18 protein-coding genes are annotated in these 21225 nt (G+C 66.0%); 8 read left to right on the top strand and 10 right to left on the bottom strand.

Features of this window, described 5'->3' with window-relative positions; translation table 11 throughout:
- Positions 1–75: 75 nt before the first annotated feature.
- Together rng and ACCQ01_RS14595 are read right to left on the bottom strand one after the other, a co-directional pair.
- Positions 76–1575 (bottom strand): ribonuclease G, encoded by a 1500-nt coding sequence (gene rng, locus ACCQ01_RS14590; protein ID WP_011037739.1) that lies wholly within the window; start codon positions 1573–1575, stop codon positions 76–78.
- On the bottom strand, positions 1576–2148 hold the full coding sequence (locus ACCQ01_RS14595; RefSeq protein WP_228431755.1) for a Maf-like protein: 573 nt from the start codon (positions 2146–2148) through the stop codon (positions 1576–1578). It lies immediately after the preceding gene.
- A gap of 122 nt (positions 2149–2270) precedes the next feature.
- Here ACCQ01_RS14595 and ACCQ01_RS14600 point away from each other — a divergent pair, with 122 nt between their 5' ends.
- From ACCQ01_RS14600 to ACCQ01_RS14610, 3 genes are all read left to right on the top strand, one after another.
- A complete protein-coding gene (locus tag ACCQ01_RS14600; protein WP_228431754.1) occupies positions 2271–3008 on the top strand; it encodes an SIMPL domain-containing protein in 738 nt (245 codons plus the stop codon).
- Positions 3009–3295: 287 nt separating this feature from the next.
- Entirely contained in the window at positions 3296–6400 is a 3105-nt protein-coding gene (locus tag ACCQ01_RS14605; protein WP_228431753.1) for a TonB-dependent receptor, read from the top strand.
- 435 nt (positions 6401–6835) lie between these two features.
- Positions 6836–7513 (top strand): energy transducer TonB, encoded by a 678-nt coding sequence (locus ACCQ01_RS14610; RefSeq protein WP_115005922.1) that lies wholly within the window; start codon positions 6836–6838, stop codon positions 7511–7513.
- A 514-nt stretch (positions 7514–8027) separates the two neighbouring features.
- Here ACCQ01_RS14610 and rlmH read toward each other — a convergent pair.
- Positions 8028–8498 (bottom strand): 23S rRNA (pseudouridine(1915)-N(3))-methyltransferase RlmH, encoded by a 471-nt coding sequence (gene rlmH / locus ACCQ01_RS14615; protein WP_011037743.1) that lies wholly within the window; start codon positions 8496–8498, stop codon positions 8028–8030.
- Between the two features lie 120 nt (positions 8499–8618).
- Between rlmH and ACCQ01_RS14620 the strand changes: the two genes are divergently transcribed.
- Positions 8619–10154, top strand: coding sequence for an alkaline phosphatase PhoX (locus ACCQ01_RS14620; protein WP_011037744.1), 1536 nt, complete (start codon positions 8619–8621; stop codon positions 10152–10154).
- A gap of 72 nt (positions 10155–10226) precedes the next feature.
- Here ACCQ01_RS14620 and rsfS read toward each other — a convergent pair whose 3' ends face one another.
- The 6 genes from rsfS to ACCQ01_RS14650 form a co-directional block, all read right to left on the bottom strand.
- Positions 10227–10643, bottom strand: a complete 417-nt coding sequence (gene rsfS, locus ACCQ01_RS14625; protein ID WP_014508300.1) for a ribosome silencing factor — start codon at positions 10641–10643, stop codon at positions 10227–10229.
- A 56-nt stretch (positions 10644–10699) separates the two neighbouring features.
- A complete protein-coding gene (gene nadD, locus ACCQ01_RS14630; protein WP_228431752.1) occupies positions 10700–11599 on the bottom strand; it encodes a nicotinate-nucleotide adenylyltransferase in 900 nt (299 codons plus the stop codon).
- Entirely contained in the window at positions 11596–12624 is a 1029-nt protein-coding gene (holA, locus tag ACCQ01_RS14635) for a DNA polymerase III subunit delta (RefSeq protein WP_076054624.1), read from the bottom strand. The genes nadD and holA overlap by 4 nt, the downstream gene beginning before the upstream one ends.
- Positions 12625–12645: 21 nt before the next feature.
- Positions 12646–13296 carry an LPS-assembly lipoprotein LptE gene (locus tag ACCQ01_RS14640; RefSeq protein WP_115001014.1) on the bottom strand — a complete coding sequence of 217 codons (651 nt, stop codon included), beginning with the start codon at positions 13294–13296 and terminating at the stop codon, positions 12646–12648.
- 417 nt (positions 13297–13713) lie between these two features.
- A complete protein-coding gene (gene leuS, locus ACCQ01_RS14645) occupies positions 13714–16356 on the bottom strand; it encodes a leucine--tRNA ligase (RefSeq protein ID WP_228431751.1) in 2643 nt (880 codons plus the stop codon).
- A gap of 72 nt (positions 16357–16428) precedes the next feature.
- Positions 16429–17055 carry a DUF998 domain-containing protein gene (locus tag ACCQ01_RS14650; protein WP_228431750.1) on the bottom strand — a complete coding sequence of 209 codons (627 nt, stop codon included), beginning with the start codon at positions 17053–17055 and terminating at the stop codon, positions 16429–16431.
- Between the two features lie 157 nt (positions 17056–17212).
- On the opposite strand from ACCQ01_RS14650, the gene trxA reads away from it, so the two are divergent.
- The 4 genes from trxA (at position 17213) to ACCQ01_RS14670 (ending at position 20193) form a co-directional block, all read left to right on the top strand.
- Positions 17213–18070 carry a thioredoxin gene (gene trxA / locus ACCQ01_RS14655; RefSeq protein ID WP_042598294.1) on the top strand — a complete coding sequence of 286 codons (858 nt, stop codon included), beginning with the start codon at positions 17213–17215 and terminating at the stop codon, positions 18068–18070.
- Positions 18071–18191: 121 nt separating this feature from the next.
- On the top strand, positions 18192–18641 hold the full coding sequence (locus ACCQ01_RS14660) for a DUF4442 domain-containing protein (RefSeq protein WP_228431749.1): 450 nt from the start codon (positions 18192–18194) through the stop codon (positions 18639–18641).
- 170 nt (positions 18642–18811) lie between these two features.
- Positions 18812–19051: a DUF378 domain-containing protein gene (locus ACCQ01_RS14665; protein ID WP_042598290.1), complete on the top strand. Its 240-nt coding sequence runs from the start codon at positions 18812–18814 to the stop codon at positions 19049–19051.
- A gap of 236 nt (positions 19052–19287) precedes the next feature.
- Positions 19288–20193 carry a peptidylprolyl isomerase gene (locus tag ACCQ01_RS14670; RefSeq protein ID WP_228431748.1) on the top strand — a complete coding sequence of 302 codons (906 nt, stop codon included), beginning with the start codon at positions 19288–19290 and terminating at the stop codon, positions 20191–20193.
- 65 nt (positions 20194–20258) lie between these two features.
- Here ACCQ01_RS14670 and ACCQ01_RS14675 read toward each other — a convergent pair whose 3' ends face one another.
- Positions 20259–21146 carry a DMT family transporter gene (locus ACCQ01_RS14675; RefSeq protein ID WP_042598285.1) on the bottom strand — a complete coding sequence of 296 codons (888 nt, stop codon included), beginning with the start codon at positions 21144–21146 and terminating at the stop codon, positions 20259–20261.
- Positions 21147–21225: the final 79 nt, after the last annotated feature.

Genomic DNA, 21225 nt, shown 5'->3' on the forward strand with positions numbered 1-21225 from the left:
AGGCCGTTAACAGTATCCCGCAGAGAGCCTTTCGCTCTTCCCCCATTCCCGATTCCCGACTCTCCATTCCCTGCCTCACAGCAGCACCACGTCAAACTGCTCCTGCAGGTACTGATCGTCGGACTGGAAGCGGATGCTCTTGCCGAGGAATTCCTCCAGCTCGGCCACCGCCGCGGATTCTTCGTCGGTGATGCGCGCCACCACCTTGGACGAGGCGATCACCAGCAGCCGCGCGGCATCGAACTGCCGCACCGCGCGGGTGATCTCCCGGAAGATTTCGTAGGTCACCGTTTCGGCGGTCTTGATGGTGCCGCGCCCGCCACATTGGCCGCAGGTTTCCGACAGCTGCCGCTCCAGGCTTTCCACGGTGCGCTTGCGGGTCATCTCCACCAGGCCCAGCGGCGAGAACTCGTACACGGTGGTCTTGGCGTGGTCGCGGGCCAACGCCTTCTCCAGCGTGCGCAACACCTGGCGGCGATGCTCAGGATCATCCATGTCGATGAAATCGATGATGATGATGCCGCCCAGGTTGCGCAGCCGCAGCTGCCGGGCCACCGCCTGCGCCGCCTCCAGATTGGTGCGGAACACGGTTTCTTCCAGATTGCGCTGGCCGACAAACGAGCCGGTGTTGACGTCGATGGTGGTCATCGCTTCAGTCTGGTCGATGACCAGGTAGCCGCCGGACTTGAGCGGCACCTGCTTGTCCAGCGCGCGGCCGATTTCGTCTTCCACGCCATACAGGTCGAAGATCGGGCGGTCGCCGGTGTACAGCTCCAGCCGCTCGGCCAGCACCGGCATGTACTTGGCCACGAAGGCCTGCAGCTGCACGAACGTCTCGTTGGAGTCGACCTTGACCTTCTCCACGTCCTTGCGGATCAGGTCGCGCACCGCACGCAGCGGCAGGCTCAGGTCTTCGTAAATGATGCTGCACGCCGACGCCTCGCGGCCGCGCCGCTCGACCACGTTCCACACCCGCGACAGATAGGCGATGTCTTCGGCCAGGGCTTCGGCCGGCTGGCCTTCGGCATTGGTGCGGATGATGTAGCCGAAGCCGCCATGCTGGGCCGAGACTTCGCTGACGATGGTCTTCAGGCGCAGGCGCTCGGCCTCGTCTTCGATCCGCGCCGAGACACCCACCACCTTGGACTGCGGCAGCAGCACCAGATACCGCGAGGGAATGCTGATCTGCGTGGTCAGCCGCGCGCCCTTGGTACCGATCGGGTCCTTGACCACCTGCACCACGATGTCCTGGCCGTCGCGCAACAACTCCACGATCGGCACCGAGGCGGCCGGCGGCGGCGGGATCGGGGTTTCTTCGGTATCCACCACGCTCGCTGGCGCCGGGGCCGGCCGCACCACGTCGTTGGCATGCAGGAACGCGGCGCGCTCCAGGCCCACTTCCACGAACGCGGCCTGCATGCCGGGCATCACCCGCTGCACCTTGCCCTTGTAGATATTGCCCACCACCCCGCGGCGCCAACCACGTTCGATATGCAGCTCTTGCAACATGCCGTTCTCGATCACGGCCACGCGGGTTTCGCGGGGGGTGACGTTGACCAGGATCTCTTCCGACATCTAATGCGCTCCGAAGGCTGTGAGCAATTGCGAGGTCTGGAACAGCGGCAATCCCATCACGCCGGAATAGCTGCCAGACAAATGGATAATGAAGCGCTCCGCACGCCCCTGGATCGCGTACGCGCCGGCCTTGCCCATGGGCTCGCCAGACGCCGCATAAGCGGCAATCCGGGTCGCATCGAGCGCATCGAAGGTGACCTCCGACACCACCAGCGCCTGCAGCGGTGGCCGCTGTGCTCCCACCAGCACCACCGCGGTGAGCACCTGGTGGGTGCGCCCGGCCAGCACCGTGAGCATGGCGATCGCATCATCGACATCGACCGGCTTGCCGAACACGCGCTCGCCCAGCACCACTTCGGTATCGGAGCCGAGCACGATGGCCTGGGCATCGTCGGCCTGCACCAATGCCAGCCCCGCGCGCGCCTTGTCCAAGGCCACACGGTGCACATAGTGCTCGGGCGATTCGCCCGGCGCGCGCACTTCGGGCACGTCCAGTTCCAGGGTCTGGAACGGCACGTCGAGGCGTTGCAGGAGTTCGTGTCGGCGCGGCGATCGGGAGGCGAGATAGAGCATCCACCCAGCATACCTGTTGGCCGTCCCTGCACGCTTGCCTGTCGCGCCATCGCCGCGCACGATCGACTCACAGCATATTCATCGGTCCCACAACACGCTGCGCGCACAGACAAGGAGACTCCATGCGTACCACCCTCAAGCCGTTGTTGCTGGCCCTGTCCATCGCTGCCGGAACCGCCATGACCGCCCACGCCCAGACCGCTCCGAGCTACACCATTCCCAACGATGGCACCTTGCTCAATGTATCGGCCGAAGCAGAAGCCAAGCGCGTGCCGGACATCGCCACGGTGTCGGCCGGTGTGGTGACCCAGGCGGTGGATGGCAACGCCGCGATGCGCCAGAACGCAGAGCAGATGAGTAAGGTCATGACCGCAGTCAAGTCCGCCGGCATCGCCGACAAGGACGTGCAGACCAGCGGCATCAATCTCAATCCGCAGTACAGCTACAAAGAAAACGAAGCGCCGAAGATCATCGGCTACCAGGCCAGCAACACCGTCAGCCTGAAGGTGCGCGACATTGCCAAGCTGGGCAAGGTGCTCGACGCCCTGGTTGCGCAAGGCGCCAACGACATCAACGGCCCCAGCTTCTCGATCGACCAGCCAGAACCGGTCTACGACGAAGCCCGCGTGGCCGCGCTCAAGAAGGCGCAGGCCCGCGCCGAAACCTACGCCAAGTCGCTGGGGCTCAAGGTGCGCCGCATCGTCAGCATTTCCGAAGGCCGCAGCGGCGGTGGCGTGGTGCGCCCGATGATGATGGCCGCCTCGATGCGCTCGGCCAAGGCCGAGATGGACACCCAGGTGGCTCCCGGCGAAAGCACCCTGTCGATCACCCTGGATGTGACGTTCGAACTGGGGCGCTGATGCGCTAGCGCCGCAATAGCGCACTCGAAAAACTGCCCGTCATGGGCAGTTTTTTTTGCCTGTTGGTCCGCCAGCGTCGTAGCTTGGCTGCGTTCGCCGGTGAACGCATGCCCATCGCGCGGCTGCAACGTGCAGCCGTTTGCAAGATGAATAGGACAATTCTGACGGTTGTGCTTAAAGACGCATGAAATTCAGAGAAATCTTTCTTTAAGCGAACGCGACCGCTCTCTAGCATCGGATGTCAGCGCACCGTCACATTCGTTGGCGGCGCTCATCTGGAGAGAGAGATGACCCGCCATCCCGCCGTGCACCGTTCGTTGCAGCCCTCGCGCGCACGTTACCGCCGAATCAGTGTGCTCGCGCTGGCACTCAGCGGTGCCGTAGGCATCCTGGCGAGCGGTACTGCCGCGGCGCAAAGCACCACCGCCGGTATTTATGGCACGGTGGCAGCCGGCGCCGGCGCCAGTGTGACGGTGCAGAGCAATACCGGCTTCACCCGCACCGCAACGGTGGATGCGAACGGGCGCTACACCATCGGCAACCTGCCAGTCGGCACCTACACCGTCACCTTGCAACGTGACGGAGCGGCGGTGGAAACACGCAAGGACATCGCGCTGCGGGTCGGCGCCGGCACCGATGTGTCCTTCGGCGGCAATCCGGGGTCCAGCGATGCCGCCACGCTGGGCACCATCACGGTGACCGGCAAGAACATCTCGCCGGTGGATGTGTCCGCCACTGCGTCGCGGACGGTCATCACCGCCGAGCAACTGCAACGCCTGCCCCTGGCGCGCTCCGGCGAAGCGATCGCACTGCTGTCGCCCGGCGCCGTTCAGGGCAGCGGCTATTTCGGCAACGCCATTTCCTTCGGTGGCGCAGGCGTCACCGAAAACGCCTACTACCTCAACGGGTATCTGACCTCCAATCCGTTGACCAACATCGGCGGCGTCACCCTGCCGTTCGGTGCCATCGATCAACAGGAAACCTATACCGGTGGCTACAGCGCGCGTTACGGGCGTTCGGCCGGCGGCGTGCTCAGCCAGGTCGGCAAGCGCGGCACCAACGAATGGCATTTCGGTGCACAAGTGCTGTGGCGCCCGAAGTCGCTGTCCAGCGACAACAAGAACGTGTTCTATCCCTCGACCACGCCGCCAGACGGGTATGAATACAGCGACCCAACGCTGCCGGGCAGCTTGTACCGCAGCCGCAAGGACGACCAGTTCTGGAACACGGTGTACAGCGTGTATGCCGGCGGCCCGCTGATCGAAGACCGCTTGTTCGTTTTCGTGGCCGCCGAGCAGGAGCGCAGCGAAGGTGTGACGACGGCGCGCCGCGACGACCCGGTGATTGGCCGCAACAACTACCGCATCGATGAGCCGAAGGTCTACGCCAAGGTCGACTGGAACATCAACGACAGCAACATCCTCGAACTCACCGGCATCAAAAACAATTACCGCGAAGGCGGCGCCTACAGCGACTTTCTGGGCTACGAAGGCCTGGGTGGCGATGCCGCCGGCGCCTTCGCCGATACCGTCAAGGTCAACGACCGTTACTACATCGGCAAGTACACCAGCTACATCACCGATGACCTGACCTTGAGCGCGACATACGGCAAGAGCAGGCAGACCGACTTCCGCAACAATCCCAGTACTGCAGCACGTCTTTCCGGGACGAACCTGCAGGATCCGGCCATCACTGGCGGCCAGGAAATCCGCAACAACCAGACCTCCAGCCAGGCCCGGGATGGCGAAAACACCACGCGTGGTTTGCGGATCGATCTGGAGTATGTGTTGGGTGCCCACACCCTGACCGCCGGTGTGGACAACATGCACTTCGATGCCAGCAACGAAGGCGTGATCACCACCGGCCCTGGCTACACCTGGACGTATGGCCGTTCCTCGCGCCCGACCTCGCCGATCAGGGCCGGGCTCGGCGTTGGCCCGGCAGGCGGCAATGGCTATTTCGTCAATCAGACCGTTTTCAATACCGCGACCAGCATGTCGGTGGAACAAAAAGCCTATTTTCTCGAAGACAAATGGCAGGTCACCGATACGCTGCTGCTGACGCTGGGCATTCGCAACGACAAGTTCACCAACTTCAATGATGCCGGTGTGGCCTACGTGTCCAGTGGCGACCAATGGGCGCCGCGTTTGGGCATGAGCTGGGACGTGTTCGGCGATTCGTCGCTCAAGGTGTATGGCAATGCAGGCCGCTACTACTTGGCACTGCCCAACAGCGTTGCGATCCGTGGCGCCTCGCCGTCCACGTTTACCAACGAGTATTTCACCTACAGCGGCATCGATGCCCAAGGCAATCCCACCGGGCTGACGCCGGTGGCGGTCGACCCGTCCGCAGGATTCACCTGCTCCGGCAATATCGTGTCGGCCGGCCTGGAATGCGGCCAGGCACCGGATGCCGCCGGCATCGCCGCCACCGACCTCAAATCGATGTACCAGGACGAGTTCATGCTCGGCTTCGACAAGACGCTGGGCGAGAACTGGGTCACCGGCGCCAAGGCCACCTACCGCACGCTGGGCGCCACCATCGACGACGTCTGCGATGCCGACCGGATGCGCACCAAGCTCACGGCCTCGGGGATCGATCCGGACAGCGTCAACGTACCCGGCTGCATCATCTTCAATCCCGGCGAAACCAATTCCTTCAGCCTAGCCAACCTGGATGGTTCCGGTCGCACGTCGGTGTCGATGTCGCCATCGGACTGGGGCTTCGACAAGAAGGCCAAGCGCACGTATCTGGCCGTGGACCTGTTCCTGCAGCATCCGTTCGACGGCAAATGGGAAGGCCGCATCGACTACACCTGGTCGCGCAATTTCGGCAACACCGAAGGCCAGATCAAATCCGATATCGGCCAGACCGATGTCTCCAAGACGCAGGACTGGGATGCCGCTGCATTGATGTGGTATTCCGGCGGCTATCTGGCCAACGACCGTCGCCATCAGATCAAGCTGTACGGCTCGTATCAGATCGCACCGGAGTGGTTGATTGCCGGCAACATCCGCATCCTGTCGGGCACGCCGAAGTCATGCCTTGGCTACGTCAGCATCAATGGCATAAGCGAAGATTCCGACGCTGGCGATCCAATCGGTTACGGCTCGGCCCACCACATCTGCAATGGCCAGCCCTCGCGTCCGGGCGATGCCGGCCGCTTGCCGTGGACCAAGATCGTCGACCTGGGCCTGACCTATCGCCCCGCGTTCGCCGACAACAAGCTCGCCATGACGCTGCAGGCCTTCAATATCTTCAACGAGCGCAAGCCGCTGCAGGTCGATTCCACCTGGGAGGACGGCGCCTTCACCCTCTCCAACACCTATGGCATGGGCGCGTTCTTCACCCAGCCCCGCTACGCCATGTTCTCGGTGTCGTACGACTACTGACGTCTCTCCCGTCACTGTCGTTTCCCCAGCCCCGGGAGGGGCTGGGCTTTTCTTGATCGCCACTGCTCGCGTCGGTGTTTGCATGCGGCCAATGGATTGTTTTCAGCACGCGTCGTTGCAGCCAATCGACGGCGGCGGCACGCTAACTAGGCACCGCGGCTACTGGTCAATGAGGTGCGCGGGGCGCAAGCACGCCCACAGCCGCTCGCACCTTCCTGACGCATCGAGCAACACGGCGGCACCTCCCACGCTTCACGCAAGCGGGCATGGCGCCGATTGCCCACGCACCATTCCACCCACGATCGACCGGGCTGCTTGCAGTCGCCACCACGCGTCGCTTGTGCAGCCGTGCGCGCTGCGGTAAACCTACGCTACCGGATGGTGTAGTGCGTCCGGGCCGCGCTGGTCCTTTCCGCAGTTCCGTTTTGGAGGTGGATGATGGTTCGCACGCAATCGCAGGTTTCTTCCCGTCCCCTTGGCATCGACACCTCGCGCGTCCTGGCGATGAGCACGGCCGTGGCGCTGCATCTGCTGGCCGGTGGCTTGTTGTTGATCCCGTTGTCGCACCACCAAGTCATGCAACCGCCCACGCCGAAGGAGCGCTGGCTGATGCCGATCACCGTGCCGGCGACGCCCCCGCCGCCGACCATGTTTCCGGTCGAGGTGAAGTTCAAGGCGCCCAGCACCCGTACTCCTCTCATTGCCGATCCGGTGGTGAAGCAGCCATCGGTGACGCAGACAGCGGTGGTCGACACCGCGCACGTGGCGTTGGAGGCAGTGTCGGATACGGCGCCGACCATCAGCGCCCCGGCCGCCCCCCCTTCAAGCGGGCCGGTGGACGCCGGGCAATTGCACTATCTCAGCGCGCCCGCACCGAGCTATCCGGTGGCGGCACTGCGCGCCGGGCAACAGGGCACGGTGATGCTGCGCGTGCTGGTCGGTACCGACGGCCGCCCGGCCGAAGTGAGCGTGCAGACCAGTAGCGGTCACCGCGCGCTCGATCTGGCCGCGCGTAGCCAGGTACTGCGCAGCTGGCGCTTCCAGCCGGCAATGCAGAACGGCCAGGCGGTACAGGCCTACGGGTTGGTGCCGGTGAGCTTTTCGTTGAATTGAAGCGTTGACCGACGCGGCGGCCTGCACTGCAGCCGCCGCACTGCTGCCAATCTCCACATGCCGACCCTCCTGCCGAGCAGGCATGCGCGCTCGGCAGCAAGCGTAACCACCGACGCTGCCGTGTCGGTGGCCTTGTGCGTCATCCAGGGAACGCAGGCGATGACCTGCCACATCAACAGGTTTGAAGCGACCAACACGGGACCGGCTAGTGACCAGGCGTCATCCCCACCGGCATGATCAGCACGGCGACGACGCTTGGTACACGCTGGACGCGACTGCCGAACATCTCCATCTGGACACAGCACAATCGGCGACCAAGCACTTGATGAAGTTAGCTGCACAGTGCTCGCCATGACGCCATGACGCGCGATGGTGAGGATGCCCTGCCTGCTTAAAACCGCGACGACGCATGTACAAGCAGGCCGCAACTGCCGAGTGCATCAAGCTGGACGCTGCACAATCTGCGCTCGGTTGCGCTGATCAGGCCAGCTGCACAGCACGTGCCATGACAGCGCTACGCGCGATGGTAAGGATGATTGGCCAGCATTGCGGCCGCGCGGTAGAGCTGCTCGGCGACGATCAGGCGCACCAGCATGTGCGGCAACGTCAGCGGGCCGATCGACCAGCTCTCGTTGGCGCTCTTCACCACGTCGGCGGCATGGCCCTCGGGCCCGCCGATCAAAAAGGCCAGATCGCGGCCCTGTCCGCGCCAATGTTCCATGCGCTGCGCCAGCTGTTCGGAACTGAGCGGGCGCCCGGGCACATCGAGCGCGACCACATGCGCATTCTTGGGAAGGGCCGCCAGCACGCGGCGCCCTTCGTCGTCGATGGCGCGTTGCGCGTCGCGGCCCTTGCCGCGCAGGCCGGGTTCGATCTCGACCAGCTCCAGTGGCATCCAGTGCGAGAGACGTTTCTGATATTCGGCAAAGCCCTGCGCCACCCAGGCCGGTGCGCGCTCGCCGGTGGCGATGAGTCGGCATTTCATCCGTACATGATATCCGCGTCACAGCCTGGGCAGTCCGTGGCGATTTGCCGTTGTGTGTCATGGCGTGGTTACAGGCGGCAATTAGTGTCGCCCGACCACCCAGCCCGCAGGAGTCGTTCGATGCATGTTTTCGATCCCGCCCGTCGCCAGGTCCTCAAAGGCAGCGCCGCCGTGATGGCCGCCGGTGCCCTTGGCAGCTTGAGCGCATTGCAGTCGCGCCAGGCCCAGGCCGCTACCACGCCCTCCATGCGCCTGGCGCCGGTGCCCAGCCGTTACGGCCCGCTCGCGCCGGTCGCCGACCAGAGCACCGGCCTGCCCTTGCTGCAGCTGCCGCGCGGCTTCAGCTACCGCTCGTTCGGTTGGAGCGGCGACCGCATGGACGATGGCCAACCCTGCCCTGACCGGCATGACGGCATGGCCGTGGTCAGCCTGCGTCGGCCCGGCTGGCGCCCCGGCACCGATGGCCTGCGCGGCCTGGAATACGTGCTGATCCGCAATCACGAGCGTGGCGCCGCCAGCCAGTTCCGTGCGCCGGCGATGTACGACACCGGCATCGTCAGCGGCACCGCGCAGGCCGGCGGCGGCACCACCACGCTGAGTTATGGGCGGCGCGGCTGGGGCAGCCTGGAACCGAGCCTGGGCGGCACCCTGGTCAATTGCGCCGGCGGTCCGACGCCGTGGGGCACCTGGCTGAGCTGCGAAGAGATCAAGACCAATGCGGTCTCCAGCACCGGGCGCAAGCACGGCTACGTGTTCGAAGTGGACCCGGACAGCCACCGCACCACCGGCCGGCCGCTGGTCGGGCTGGGCCGCTTCAGCCATGAGGCGGTAGCGATCGACCCGCGCACCGGCATCGTCTATCTCACCGAAGACGACCGCAACAAGGCCGGGTTGTACCGCTTCATTCCCAACGACCGCCGCGGCCGCAACGGCTCGCTGGAGAACGGCGGCCGGCTGCAGGCCGCGCGCGTGCGTGGCAAGCGCAACGCCGACCTCACCGTGGCCAGCATCGGCCAGCAGTTCCAGCTGGAATGGGTCGACATCGAAGAGCCGGATCTGGACAGCATCGCCGCACCGGCGGGCTTTGCCGATATCGGCGCCAACGACACCCTGAGCGGCCCGTTCGCGCAGGCCTGGGCCGATGGCGCCCTGCGCATGAGCCGCGGCGAAGGCATCTGGTACAGCTACGGCAAGCTGTTCATTGTCGACACCAGCACCGGCGTGGATGCACAGGGCCGGCGCGGCTACGGCAATGGCGCGGTGTGGGTGCTGGACCTGTTTACCCAGCGGCTCAGCGCGCTGTTCGTCAGCGGCAACCAGCTGGCGGCGCATAACCCGGACAACGTCACCGTCAGCGCGCGCGGTGGCGTGGTGCTGTGCGAAGACGGCGGCGAGAGCCCGGACGAATACGGCCCGGGCGCGCGTCTGCTGGGCCTGACCCGCAACGGTGAGTCGTTCTATCTAGCCAAGAACAACGTGCAGCTGACCTCGCAGCAGATCGCCGATGCCGGCAAGACCATTGCCGAGGGCGACTACCGCGACACCGAGTTCTGCGGCGCCTGCTGGGATCCGCTGGCGCAGACGCTGTTCGTCAACATCCAGACCCCGGGGATCACCCTGGCCATCACCGGCCCATGGGAGCGCGGGCCGCTGTAAGCCGCCCGACCACGCGCAAACACGAACGGCGCCCGAGGGCGCCGTTCGTTGCTGTGACGCAGGTGCGCAGACTTAAGCCTGCTCGTCGTCCGCCTCTTCCAGATCGGACGGACGCTGGTCGCCAACAGTCCACAAGCGCTCCAGCGCATAGAACTCGCGCACGCGCGGCAGCATCACATGCACCACCACATCGCCCAGGTCCACCAGCACCCACTCTGCCTCGCGCTCGCCTTCCACGCCCAGCGGCATCACGTCCAGACGCTTGGCGAACTTCACCACTTCTTCGGCGATCGATTTCACGTGGCGGGTCGAGGTGCCCGATGCCACCACCATGTAATCGCAGACGCTGGACTTGCCGCGCACGTCGATCTCGACCACGTCCTTGGCTTTCAGCTCCTCGACGGCCTCACGCACGGTGGCCAACAGGGCCGGCACGGACGGCGGCGGGTTCGGAATGGAGGTCTTGATGACTTGGGCTTGGCTGGTCAAAGCAGGCAACTCGATAGATTTGGGTGAATTATAGGCAAGTCCGGCCGCTCGCGTGTTCAGCTAGCCGGCCGAACGCAGCCATACAGGCCTTCCTCGGCGATCAATGCGGCAACCGCCGGCGGCACCAGCTCCTGCCATTGACCACCGGAGGCGATGCGGCTGCGCACCGCGCTGGCCGATTCGCCGCGCAACGGATGCGGCAGCCGCCATAGCCGACCGGCCGGTGCGGTGAGCAGGTCGCGCGCGTCCGTGGCCCATCGGCCCTGCACCGCCTGTGCCAGCACCGGCGCATCGGCCAGCTCCAACGCCGTGCCGGGGCGCGCAGCGATCACCAGATGCGCCAGCCCAAAGAGTTCGCTCCACTCGTGCCAGCCGGGCAGGCCCACAAAGGCGTCGGCACCCAGCAGCCAGGCGATGGGCGTGGCGGGCCCAAGCTGGGCGCGCACCTCGTGCAGGGTGTCCACCGTGTAGGACGGCGCCCCGCCCTGCGCGGCGCGGCGCACCTCGCGGGTATCCAGCAGCAACCCAGGGAGATCGGCCAGGGCCAGCTCCAGCATGCGGGTGCGCTGCGCGGCAGTGGCGCCGGGCGCGGGGCGATGTGGCGGGTCTGCGGCCGGCACCAGATGCACCTGCGCGCCGAGCGCATCGCGTGCGGCGCAGGCAATGGCCAGGTGGCCGAGATGGATCGGGTCGAAGGTGCCGCCGTAGTAGAGGTGGAGCTTGGGGCGGGAATCGGGAATCGGCAATCGGGAATCGGTGTGGGACCGGGATTCGGGATCGGGGATTTGGGATTCGGAAAGAAGCGGGTCTGACGCGGCGGCCTGCGCGTTGGTGGCTGGTGACGTTGGAGCGACGCGGGTGGGAGGTACCGGCCGTGCGCCTTGCGCTGCGGTTGGAGGCTCTCGCTCTGCGGAGCCGGCGCCCCGCTCAGCAGTTCCGGCCTGCCCCGCTGTCATGCTAGCAATCTCACCGCGCGGGCTTCGGCGACAGCGACCAGCAGGCGTTCCAGCGCCACCCAGGGGTCACCCTCGGCGCGGCCTTTGGCCATGCGGTCGACCAGCCCGGCCTCGGCGACGAAGCGTTCCCACCGGCGCGGCTCAGGATGCCGTTGCAAGGCGCGCTTGAACGGTGCCTGGCGGGATTCCCAAATGCCCTGGGCCTTCATTTCGGCGCCCAAGTTGCCGCCGCCCGCCTGCACCTTGGCCAGGGAGGCGGTGCGCAGCAATTCCTTGATCAGGATGGGCATCAGCGCCGCGACTGCCTCGCCTTCGGCGCGCAGGCCGGCGAGCATGCGCACCACCGCGGCCGGCTGCCCGGAGAAGGTGGTTTCGGCCAGGCGGAAGACGTCGTAACGGGCGGCATCGGCCACCAGCGATTCCATCGCCTCCAGATCCAGCACCTTGCCATCGGCCAGCAAGGCGAGCTTGTCGATTTCCTGCGCGGCGGCCAGCAGGTTGCCTTCCACCCGCTCGCTCAGCCGCTGCACCGCGGCCGCATCGGCACGCAGGCCCTGGCTGCGCAGGCGGCGCTCGATCCAGTCCGACAATTCATGCGGCTTGATCGCCCAGGCCACGGCGATGGTGCCGATCCGCCCGACCGCATCGGCCCATTTGCCCTGGTGCGCCTTGCTCCAGTCGTTGGCGGTGATCAGTAGCACCACGTCCGGCGGCGGGTTGGCGCAGAACCGGGTGATGACGTCGGCGCCGTCCTTGCCCGGTTTGCCGCTGGGCATGCGTACTTCGACCAGGCGGCGCGGGCTGAACAGGCTGGGCGCATTGAAGCTGGCGTCCAGCTGGTTCCAGTCGAACTCACGCCCGTCGGCGTCGAACACTTCGCGCTCGCTGATGCCTTCGGCGCGCGCGCGGGCGCGCACCGCGTCGGCGGCCTCCAGCACACGCAAGGTTTCCGGGCCGGCAATCAGATAGACCGGCTGCAACGGCTGGCTGGACTGGCCGGCCAGCTGCTCTGGGCGTAGTTCCATGGACGAAAAGCGCGCGAGCGCTTAGTTGTTGTTCGATGGCTGCGGTGCGGGCGGCAGCGAGGCCGGCACGCTCGACTCCGGCGTGCCGGACGGCTGCACCGGCGGCGTGGTGCTGGGCTGCAGCGGCGCGGTGGGCGTGCTTTCCAGCGATTCGCCGCGCTCCACGCGGGCGCGCACCACGCTGTCGATGCGGCGCAGGATCGAGGCGGACATGTCCTTGCGCAGCTCGTCGGCCAGGATCTCGCGCTCGGTCGCGGTACCGGTGGCGTCCACCGGCGGCGACACGTAATCACGCGACAGCTCGATCACCTGCTGCGGTACCAGGACCGCGCCGTTGGCGGTAGTCACGGTGAAGATCGCCGCGTAGCGCAGGCTGTATTCCTGCGCACGGCCCTGGCTGTCGATGGCGATCGGCAGATCACCCCAGCGCTCGGACAGCACCTGCACCTGCGCAAAGCCGCTCTTGGCGTCTTCGTCGGCCAGGGTGGCGCCGGCGGCCTTCAGGCCACGGCGCAGCAGTTTGGCCAGTTCGCTGTACTGCACCGCCGACTGCACCTTGACCGCGGGCGTATCCGGCGGCAGCGCCAACGAATTGCGCAGGTGGAAGCCGCAGGCGGTGAGGCTCGAGACAAGCACGAGGGAGGCGGCGAAGGCAGTAGGAAATCGGATCATGGGCACAGTCTGGAGGAGCGCCCCGGCGGCGGCAACAGGCGGCTAGCCTGCCCGAGACGGCGTGAACGGGGCTTGAGAGGGCGCCGCACTACATTGCGGCGCCCGGAAATGAAAAACGCGTCGCCACGCGCCAATGAACTGAATCACCGGGAACACGGCAACAGATCTGACAAACGTCGCCACGCGTCATTGCGATGATTGCCGTGAACCGCCCGAGCAATCCCCCCGCGCGCGTCACCACGCACCAGTGGAGTTCCTCACGCGAAACGCGGCACCACCCGCAACGGCGCATTGCGACTTACCAATTACCAATGCAATGCATCGCCAGCAACACAGGTAAAACCTAAGCTACCGTCGCGAGGCGCCGATCCGGCAAATCGCCCGGACCGGGCCTGGCAACCCGGCACTGCGCAGCACTCAGCCCGCCACGATATTCACGATCTTGCCGGGCACGATGATGATCTTGCGCACGCTCAGGCCTTCCAGGAACTTGGCCGCGTTCGGCTCGGCCAGCGCCAGTGCTTCGATCTGCTCGCGCGCTGCGTCGGCGGCCACCTCGATGGTGCCCCGCAACTTGCCGTTGACCTGGATCGCCAGCGTCAGCGCGTCACGCACCAGCGCCGCCGCGTTGACCTGCGGGAACGGCACGTTTTCCAGCAGCGTTTCGCCACGGCCCAGCACCTGCCACAGCGCATGACTGGCATGCGGGGTGATCGGGTTGAGCAGCAGCACCATCGCTTCCAGCGCTTCCTGGCGCACCGCGCGCCCCTGCGCACTGGCGTCGTCGAACTTGGCCAGCGCGTTGAACAACTCCATCACCGCGGCGATGGCGGTGTTGAAGCTGTGGCGGCGGCCGTAGTCGTCGTCCACCTTGCCGATGGTCTCGTGAGTCTTGCGGCGGATCGCCTTCTGCTCGGCACTCAGGCTGGCGACATCCAATGCAGCGGCAGCGCCCTCGCCCACATGCTTGTGCACCTGCACCCACAGCCGGCGCATGAAGCGCGCCATGCCGTCGACACCGGCCTCGTTCCATTCCAGCGACTGCTCCGGCGGTGCGGCGAACATCGAGAACAGGCGCACGGTGTCGGCGCCGTACTTGGCCACCATGGCCTGCGGGTCCACGCCGTTGTTCTTGGACTTGGACATTTTCTCGGTGCCACCGATATGAACCGGCTGGCCATCGGCGATCAGGCTGGCGCCGACCACGCGCCCACGCTCGTCGCGCTGGATTTCCACATCGGCCGGGTTGATCCAGTCCTTGCCGCCGTTGTCGGCGTCGCGATAGAACGTCTCGGCGATGACCATGCCCTGGGTGAGCAGGTTGGTCACCGGCTCGTCGCTATCCACCAGCCGCGCGTCGCGCATGAGCTTGTGATAGAAGCGGAAATACATCAGGTGCAGGATCGCGTGCTCGATGCCGCCCACGTACAGGTCGGCCGGCATCCAGTAGTTGGCGCGGCGGTCGACCATGTCGCGTGCGTTGGGGCTGGTGTAGCGCGCCACGTACCAGCTCGACTCCATGAAGGTGTCGAAGGTGTCGGTTTCGCGCTCGGCCGGGCCGCCGCACTCCGGGCAGGTGGTCTGGCGCCAGGTGGGGTCGGTCTTGATCGGCGAACCGGTGCCGGCAAATTCCACGTTTTCCGGCAGCACCACCGGCAGCTGGTCTTCCGGCACCGGCACCGCGCCGCACTTGGCGCAGTAGATCACCGGAATCGGGCAGCCCCAATAGCGCTGGCGGCTCACGCCCCAATCGCGCAGGCGGTAATTGATGCGGCGCTGGCCCTGGCCCTTGCGCTCGAAGCGCTCGGCCAATGCTTCGAAGGCGCCGTAGTAATCGAGGCCATCGAACTCGGCAGAGTTGATCAACTCCAGCTCGCGGCTCTTGTCGGTGTACCAGTCGCGCCACTGCGTGGCATCCCAGGCCTGTTCGTCGTCATTGCGCGGCTCGCGCAGCTTGACCACCTGCACGATCGGCAGGCCGTACTTGTTGGCGAACTCGAAATCGCGCTGGTCGTGACCCGGCACCGCCATCACCGCGCCGGTGCCGTAGCCCATCAGCACGAAGTTGGCCACCCACACCGGCACTTCCTCGCCGCTGATCGGATGCACCGCGGTCAGGCCGGTGGCCATGCCGCGCTTTTCCTGGGTTTCCAGTTCGGCTTCGGACACGCCGCCGTGCTTGAGCGTCTCCAGCATGCTGGCCAGTTCCGGATTGGACTTGGCCGCGTGCTGCGCCAGCGGATGTTCGGCGGCGATGGACACAAAGGTCACGCCCATCAAGGTGTCCGGGCGGGTGGTGAACACGCGCAGCGGATCCAGCGCGGCACCGGTGGTGTCGCGCACGTCGAACTGGATTTCCAAACCTTCCGAGCGGCCGATCCAGTTGCGCTGCATGGTCTTGACCGAATCCGGCCAGCCGTCCAGCTGATCCAGGCCGTCGAGCAATTCCTGCGCGTAATCGGTGATGCGCAGGAACCACTGCGGAATCTCGCGTTTTTCCACCAGCGCGCCGGAACGCCAGCCGCGGCCATCGATGACCTGCTCGTTGGCCAACACGGTCTGGTCGATCGGGTCCCAGTTCACCACCGCGTTGCGGCGATAGGCCAGGCCCTTGCGCATCAGCCGGGTAAACATGCGCTGCTCGTGCACGTAATAGTCCGGCGTGCAGGTAGCGAACTCGCGCGACCAGTCGATCGCATAGCCCAGCGATTTCAGCTGTGCGCGCATGTGTTCGATGTTGGCGTAGGTCCACTTGGCCGGCGCGGTCTTGTTCTTGATCGCGGCGTTTTCGGCCGGCAGGCCGAACGCATCCCATCCCATCGGCTGCAGCACGTTGTGCCCGGTCATGCGCTTGTAGCGGCTGACCACGTCGGAGATGGTGTAGTTGCGCACATGCCCCATGTGCAGCGCACCGGAGGGGTACGGCAGCATCGACAGGCAATAGAACTTCGGTTTGTCCGAGTTCTCGTCGACCTGGAAGGCGCGGGTGGCATCCCAGAACTGCTGGGCGGAGGTTTCGACCTGCTGGGGGTCGTAGGCGTTCGGTTCGACGGTGGACATTGGGAGCAGATGCTCGGGCGGTGCAAAGCGGTACAGGGTACCGCAGTGCAGCAGGTGCTCCAAACCGCTGGCTCAGACCGGGCGGCTACCCGACCGCACCAACGCCGGCCAGGACCAGCCCGCCACCGCCAACCAGCCCACCCAGGCCAGGAACGCCACGCGCTGGGCCACGGCCTGGCGCAGCAACCCGGGCGGACCGAACGAGAGCACCGCCACCAGCAGGCCGGCGGCCAGGGTCAGCCAGGCCAGCGCGCGCATGCCGGGCTGGTTGAGCAACTGCGCGGCAATCAACAGCATGCCGGGCACGAAGGCCACCGCCCACAGCAGCCAGGCGGTGGCATGCGACTGGCTGGCGCGCCCGTCCAGGTCGGTGGGATCCAGCGGCAACAGGCCCATGCCGATGAAGGCCAGGCCCGCCAGCACGATCAACTGCCCACCCACGCGCAGGCTCCAGCCGGCCTTGGGCGGCATGCGGGCGAGCAGGCTGATGCCGGTGGCCATGCCCAGCCCGCCCACCAGCACGAACGCCAGCAGATTGAAGCCCAGCGCATGCGGCACCCCGGCTGCGCCCAGCAATGCCACCGGGTGGCTGCCCTGCAGGTAGCCGGGAAGCGCGGCCCCGAAGCCGGCCACTGCCAGCACAAAGGCAGTGGCGGCGATCAAGCCCAGATACCGCTGCAAACCCTCGATGATCGCCATTGCCCTGCTCCACGTCGCGGCGCGCACCGCGCCAGAGCACGGCATTGTCATGCGCGGCGGGCGCGGCGTGAACCCCTGGTGGCGGCAACGCTGGCCTTGTCTGGGCCGGGTTTGCCACCATTACGGTCCACTGTTGCCGTCATTCTCCTGGAAACCCATGTCCGACAAAGCGCATGTATTCGATGTCACCACCGACACCTTCGAGACCGAGGTCCTGCAGAAATCGTTGACGACACCGGTGCTGGTGGACTTCTGGGCCACCTGGTGCGGGCCGTGCAAATCGTTGACCCCGATCCTGGAAAAGCTGGCAGCCGACTACAACGGCGCCTTCGAGCTGGCCAAGGTCGACGTGGACAAGGAGCAGCAGATCGCTGCAGCCTTCCAGATCCGTTCGGTTCCCACCGTGTTCCTGGTCAAGGGTGGCGAACTGGTGGACGGCTTCCCGGGCGCCATGCCGGAAGGCCAGATCCGCGAGTTCCTGACCCAGCACGGCGTGCTGCCGGCCGAGCCGCAGGTGGCCGAAGAGGTACCGCTGGCGCCGCTGGACCCGCAGGCGCAGGTCGCCGCGCTGCGTGAAGCGATCACCGCCGAGCCGGACAAGGACGAACTCAAGCTGGACCTGGCGTTGGCGCTGCTCAAGACCGGCGACACGCTCGAGGCCGAGCAGTTGATCGACGCCCTGCCCGCCAACCTGGCCACCGACGACCGCGCCGTGCGCGCCAAGGCGCGGCTGGGCTTTGCGAACGTGCTCAAGGATGCGCCCGACGCCGCCGCTCTGCAGGCGACGGTGGCCGCCGATGGCAGCGACCTGCACGCGCGCCATCTGCTCGGGGTCCGTCACTTGCTCGAAGGCGACGACGAAGCGGCGCTGGAGCAGTTTCTGGAAATGCTGCGCCAGAACCGCGGTTTCGAAGACAACCTGCCGCGCCGCAGCCTGATCGATGCGTTCCGCGTGATCGAGGACGAAGACCTGGTGGGCCGCTACCGCCGCAAGATGTCGGCGCTGTTGTTCTGATCCCTGCGCGCTGCAGATGCCGGCCGGCGCGGCCGCATCTGCAGCGCGACGTGCCTTCGGCATTAATCCATACGCATACGAATGTTATTCTCGGCGCTGGCCTGGAGAGCTGACGTCGAGCATGCGCGCACCCTTGTTCAAATTCGGCCTCAACCTGTGGCCGCCGTTCCTGTTCGCGGGCATCCACGTCACCGTGTTGTCGGCCGATTACCGCTACACGCGGGTCGAGCTGCGCCAGCGGCCATGGAACCGCAACTACGTGGGCACGCATTTCGGCGGCAGCCTGTTCGCCATGACCGACCCGTTCTGGATGCTGCTGGTGATGCAGAACCTGGGACGCGATTACTACGTCTGGGACAAGGCCGGCAGCATCGACTTCATCAAGCCCGGCCGTGGCACGGTGACCGCGGACTTCGTGCTCGACAACGCCATCCTCGACACCTTGCGCAGCGCCACCGAGAGCGGCGAAAAATACCTGTACTGGTTCGACACCGACGTGCACGACCGCAGCGGTGATGTGGTTGCACGCGTGCGTAAGCAGCTCTACATCAAGCGCAAACCGCAGCGCTGACGAGCGCGAGAAATGCGTGTCACAGCACGCCGCAGACGAGGTCGATTGCCGTCCTCAACACGTGAGTGATGCGTCTTTGCAATGCAAAAAGAAGCGTTGAAACGCTCACGATGCATTTGCGCTGCGATGGTGAATCTAGGCACTCCAAACCCACACACGGACTGCCTCCCATGAAAGCGATCAATGTCATCACCCTGGTGCTTCTTATCGTCGGCGGATTGAACTGGGGCCTGGTCGGCCTGTTCCAATTCGATCTGGTTGCCGCGCTGTTCGGCGGACAAGACGCGGCCCTGTCGCGCGTGGTGTACACACTGGTCGGCCTGTCTGCGCTGTGGCAGCTGATCCCGCTGTTCCGCAACAACCATGCGCCGGCACAGCACCACACCAGCCCGCACGTGCGTAACCACTAAGAGCCGCTGGCAACAACGACGCCGTTTTGTTAGCCGCTCCAACGTTGCATCGGCGGCGCGCTGAGCCGGTTGTGTCCAGACAGCTGATTTATCGTGCCGCTGCTGCATTTGCATCACCACAACGCCGGCCTTCGTGCCGGCGTTGTGCTGCTGGCGTATGGCATGGGTAGCGCACCGCCCTTTGCGTTGGCGCGCCGCGTCGGCAAGAATCAGTCACCTCCCCGCTGGCTGCCTTCATGCTTCTGCGCACCCTCGCTTCTGCCTGCCTGCTCGCCCTGTTGGTGCCAACCGCTGCCAGCGCTGCCTACCGAAGCCCGCAGCAATTGCTCGACGCCTCGCCCGCCTCCGCGTGGCGCGTCCCGGATCCCGAGCGCACGCTGTATCTGGAACTGGACAGCGGCCGGGTGATCATCGAACTGGCTCCGCAGTTCGCGCCGGCGCATGTGGGCAACATCCGTATCCTGGCGCATGAGCGCTTCTGGGACGGGCTGAGCATCTATCGCTCGCAGGACAATTTTGTAGTGCAGTTCGGCGACCCCGACGGCGAGACGCCGGCCAAGGCCAAGTCACTGGGATCGGCGAAGACGCATCTGCCGGCCGAATTCGAACGCGCCTCGCAGGGCCTGGATTTCCAGCGCCTGCCCGACAGCGACGGCTGGGCACCGCAGGTCGGCTTCGTCGAGGGTTTCCCGGTGGGCCGCGATCCGGCCAGCGGCAAGACCTGGCTGGCGCATTGCTATGGCACCTTGGGCGCGGGCCGCAACAACGATGAAGACAGCAGCATCGGCGCCGAGCTTTACGTGGTCACCGGGCAATCGCCCCGTCAGCTGGACCGCAACATCACCGTGGTCGGCCGCGTGGTCAAGGGCATGGAACTGCTGAGCGTGATTCCGCGCGGCCCTGATCCAATGGGCTTTTACGAAGACGCCGCACAGCGCACGACGCTGCGCGCGATCCGGCTCGCCAGCGAGGTGCCGTTGCCCGAGCGCACACCGCTGCAATTACTGCGCACCGACAGCCAGACCTTCCGCGACGTGGCCGAAGCACGCCGCAACCGCAAGGACGATTTCTACAAGCGACCGGCCGGGCACATCGATCTGTGCAATGTGCCGCTGCCGGTGCGGACGCCGCCTGCGGCGTGAATGGGGAATCGGGAATGGGGATTCGCAGCAGCGGATTGCTGCGAATCCTCGAACACTGCCGGTGCTTAACGTGCGCGTTGGCTGAAGGCCACGCTGCCGAGGATCAATACCGCGGCCAGCAGCATGGTCCAGGTCAGTGCCTCGCCCAAGAGTGCCCAGGCCAGCAGCGCGCCGAACACCGGCACCAGATAGGTGACGGTGGAGGCGCGCGCGGGGCCGATGCGCTGGATCAGGCGGTAATACATCAGGAAGGCCAGCCCGGTGCACACCACGCCCAATGCACCGGCGCAGGCCCATGCGCCGGCCGGCACCGGCGCGCTCGGCCACTGCCACCACGCCACCGGCGCCAGCAGCAGCGCACTGCACCCCAATGTGGAGGCTGCCGACGCTGCCGGCGGCAGATCGCCCATGTGGCGTTTCACCAGGTTGTAGCCGATGCCATACAGCAGCGACGCGGTGGCGCCGGCCAACGCGGCCGGCCCCACGCTGAGCCCGGCGGACTTGCCGGTGGCCAGTACCAGCACGCCGATGAAGCCGATCAACAGTGCCACCGCGCGGCGCGTGCCGATGCGTTCGCCAAAGAACACGAACGCGATCAGGGCAGTGAACAACACCGTCATCGCGTTGCAGATAGCGCCCACCGCCGCGGGCGCATGCTGCGCGCCCCAGGCGAACAGCAGGAACGGCAAGGCCGAGTTGAGCACGCCGATGGCGGCCAGCATCGGCCAACGGTGCAGCGGGAAGCGGCTGCGCGCCACCCACAAAAACGGCAACAACACCGTGGCTCCCAGCGCGAGACGAATTTCCACCAGTGCGGCGGCGCCGAAATGCGGCGCGGCCACGCGCATGAACAGGAACGAGCAGCCCCACACGATTCCCAGGAACACCAGTTCCAGCGGGGTGCGCCAATCGCGCACGCCAAGCGCCGGTTGCAGTGACGGCTGTGCACTCATGCGCGCACCCTCCTGGCCTGCGATGCGGCGGTGCGCACGCGTGAAAGAACATCGGGCAGGCGAGCGGTCATGGCGCGGG

Source organism: Xanthomonas sp. NCPPB 4037 (genome assembly GCF_041475695.2).
GTDB lineage: Bacteria > Pseudomonadota > Gammaproteobacteria > Xanthomonadales > Xanthomonadaceae > Xanthomonas > Xanthomonas campestris.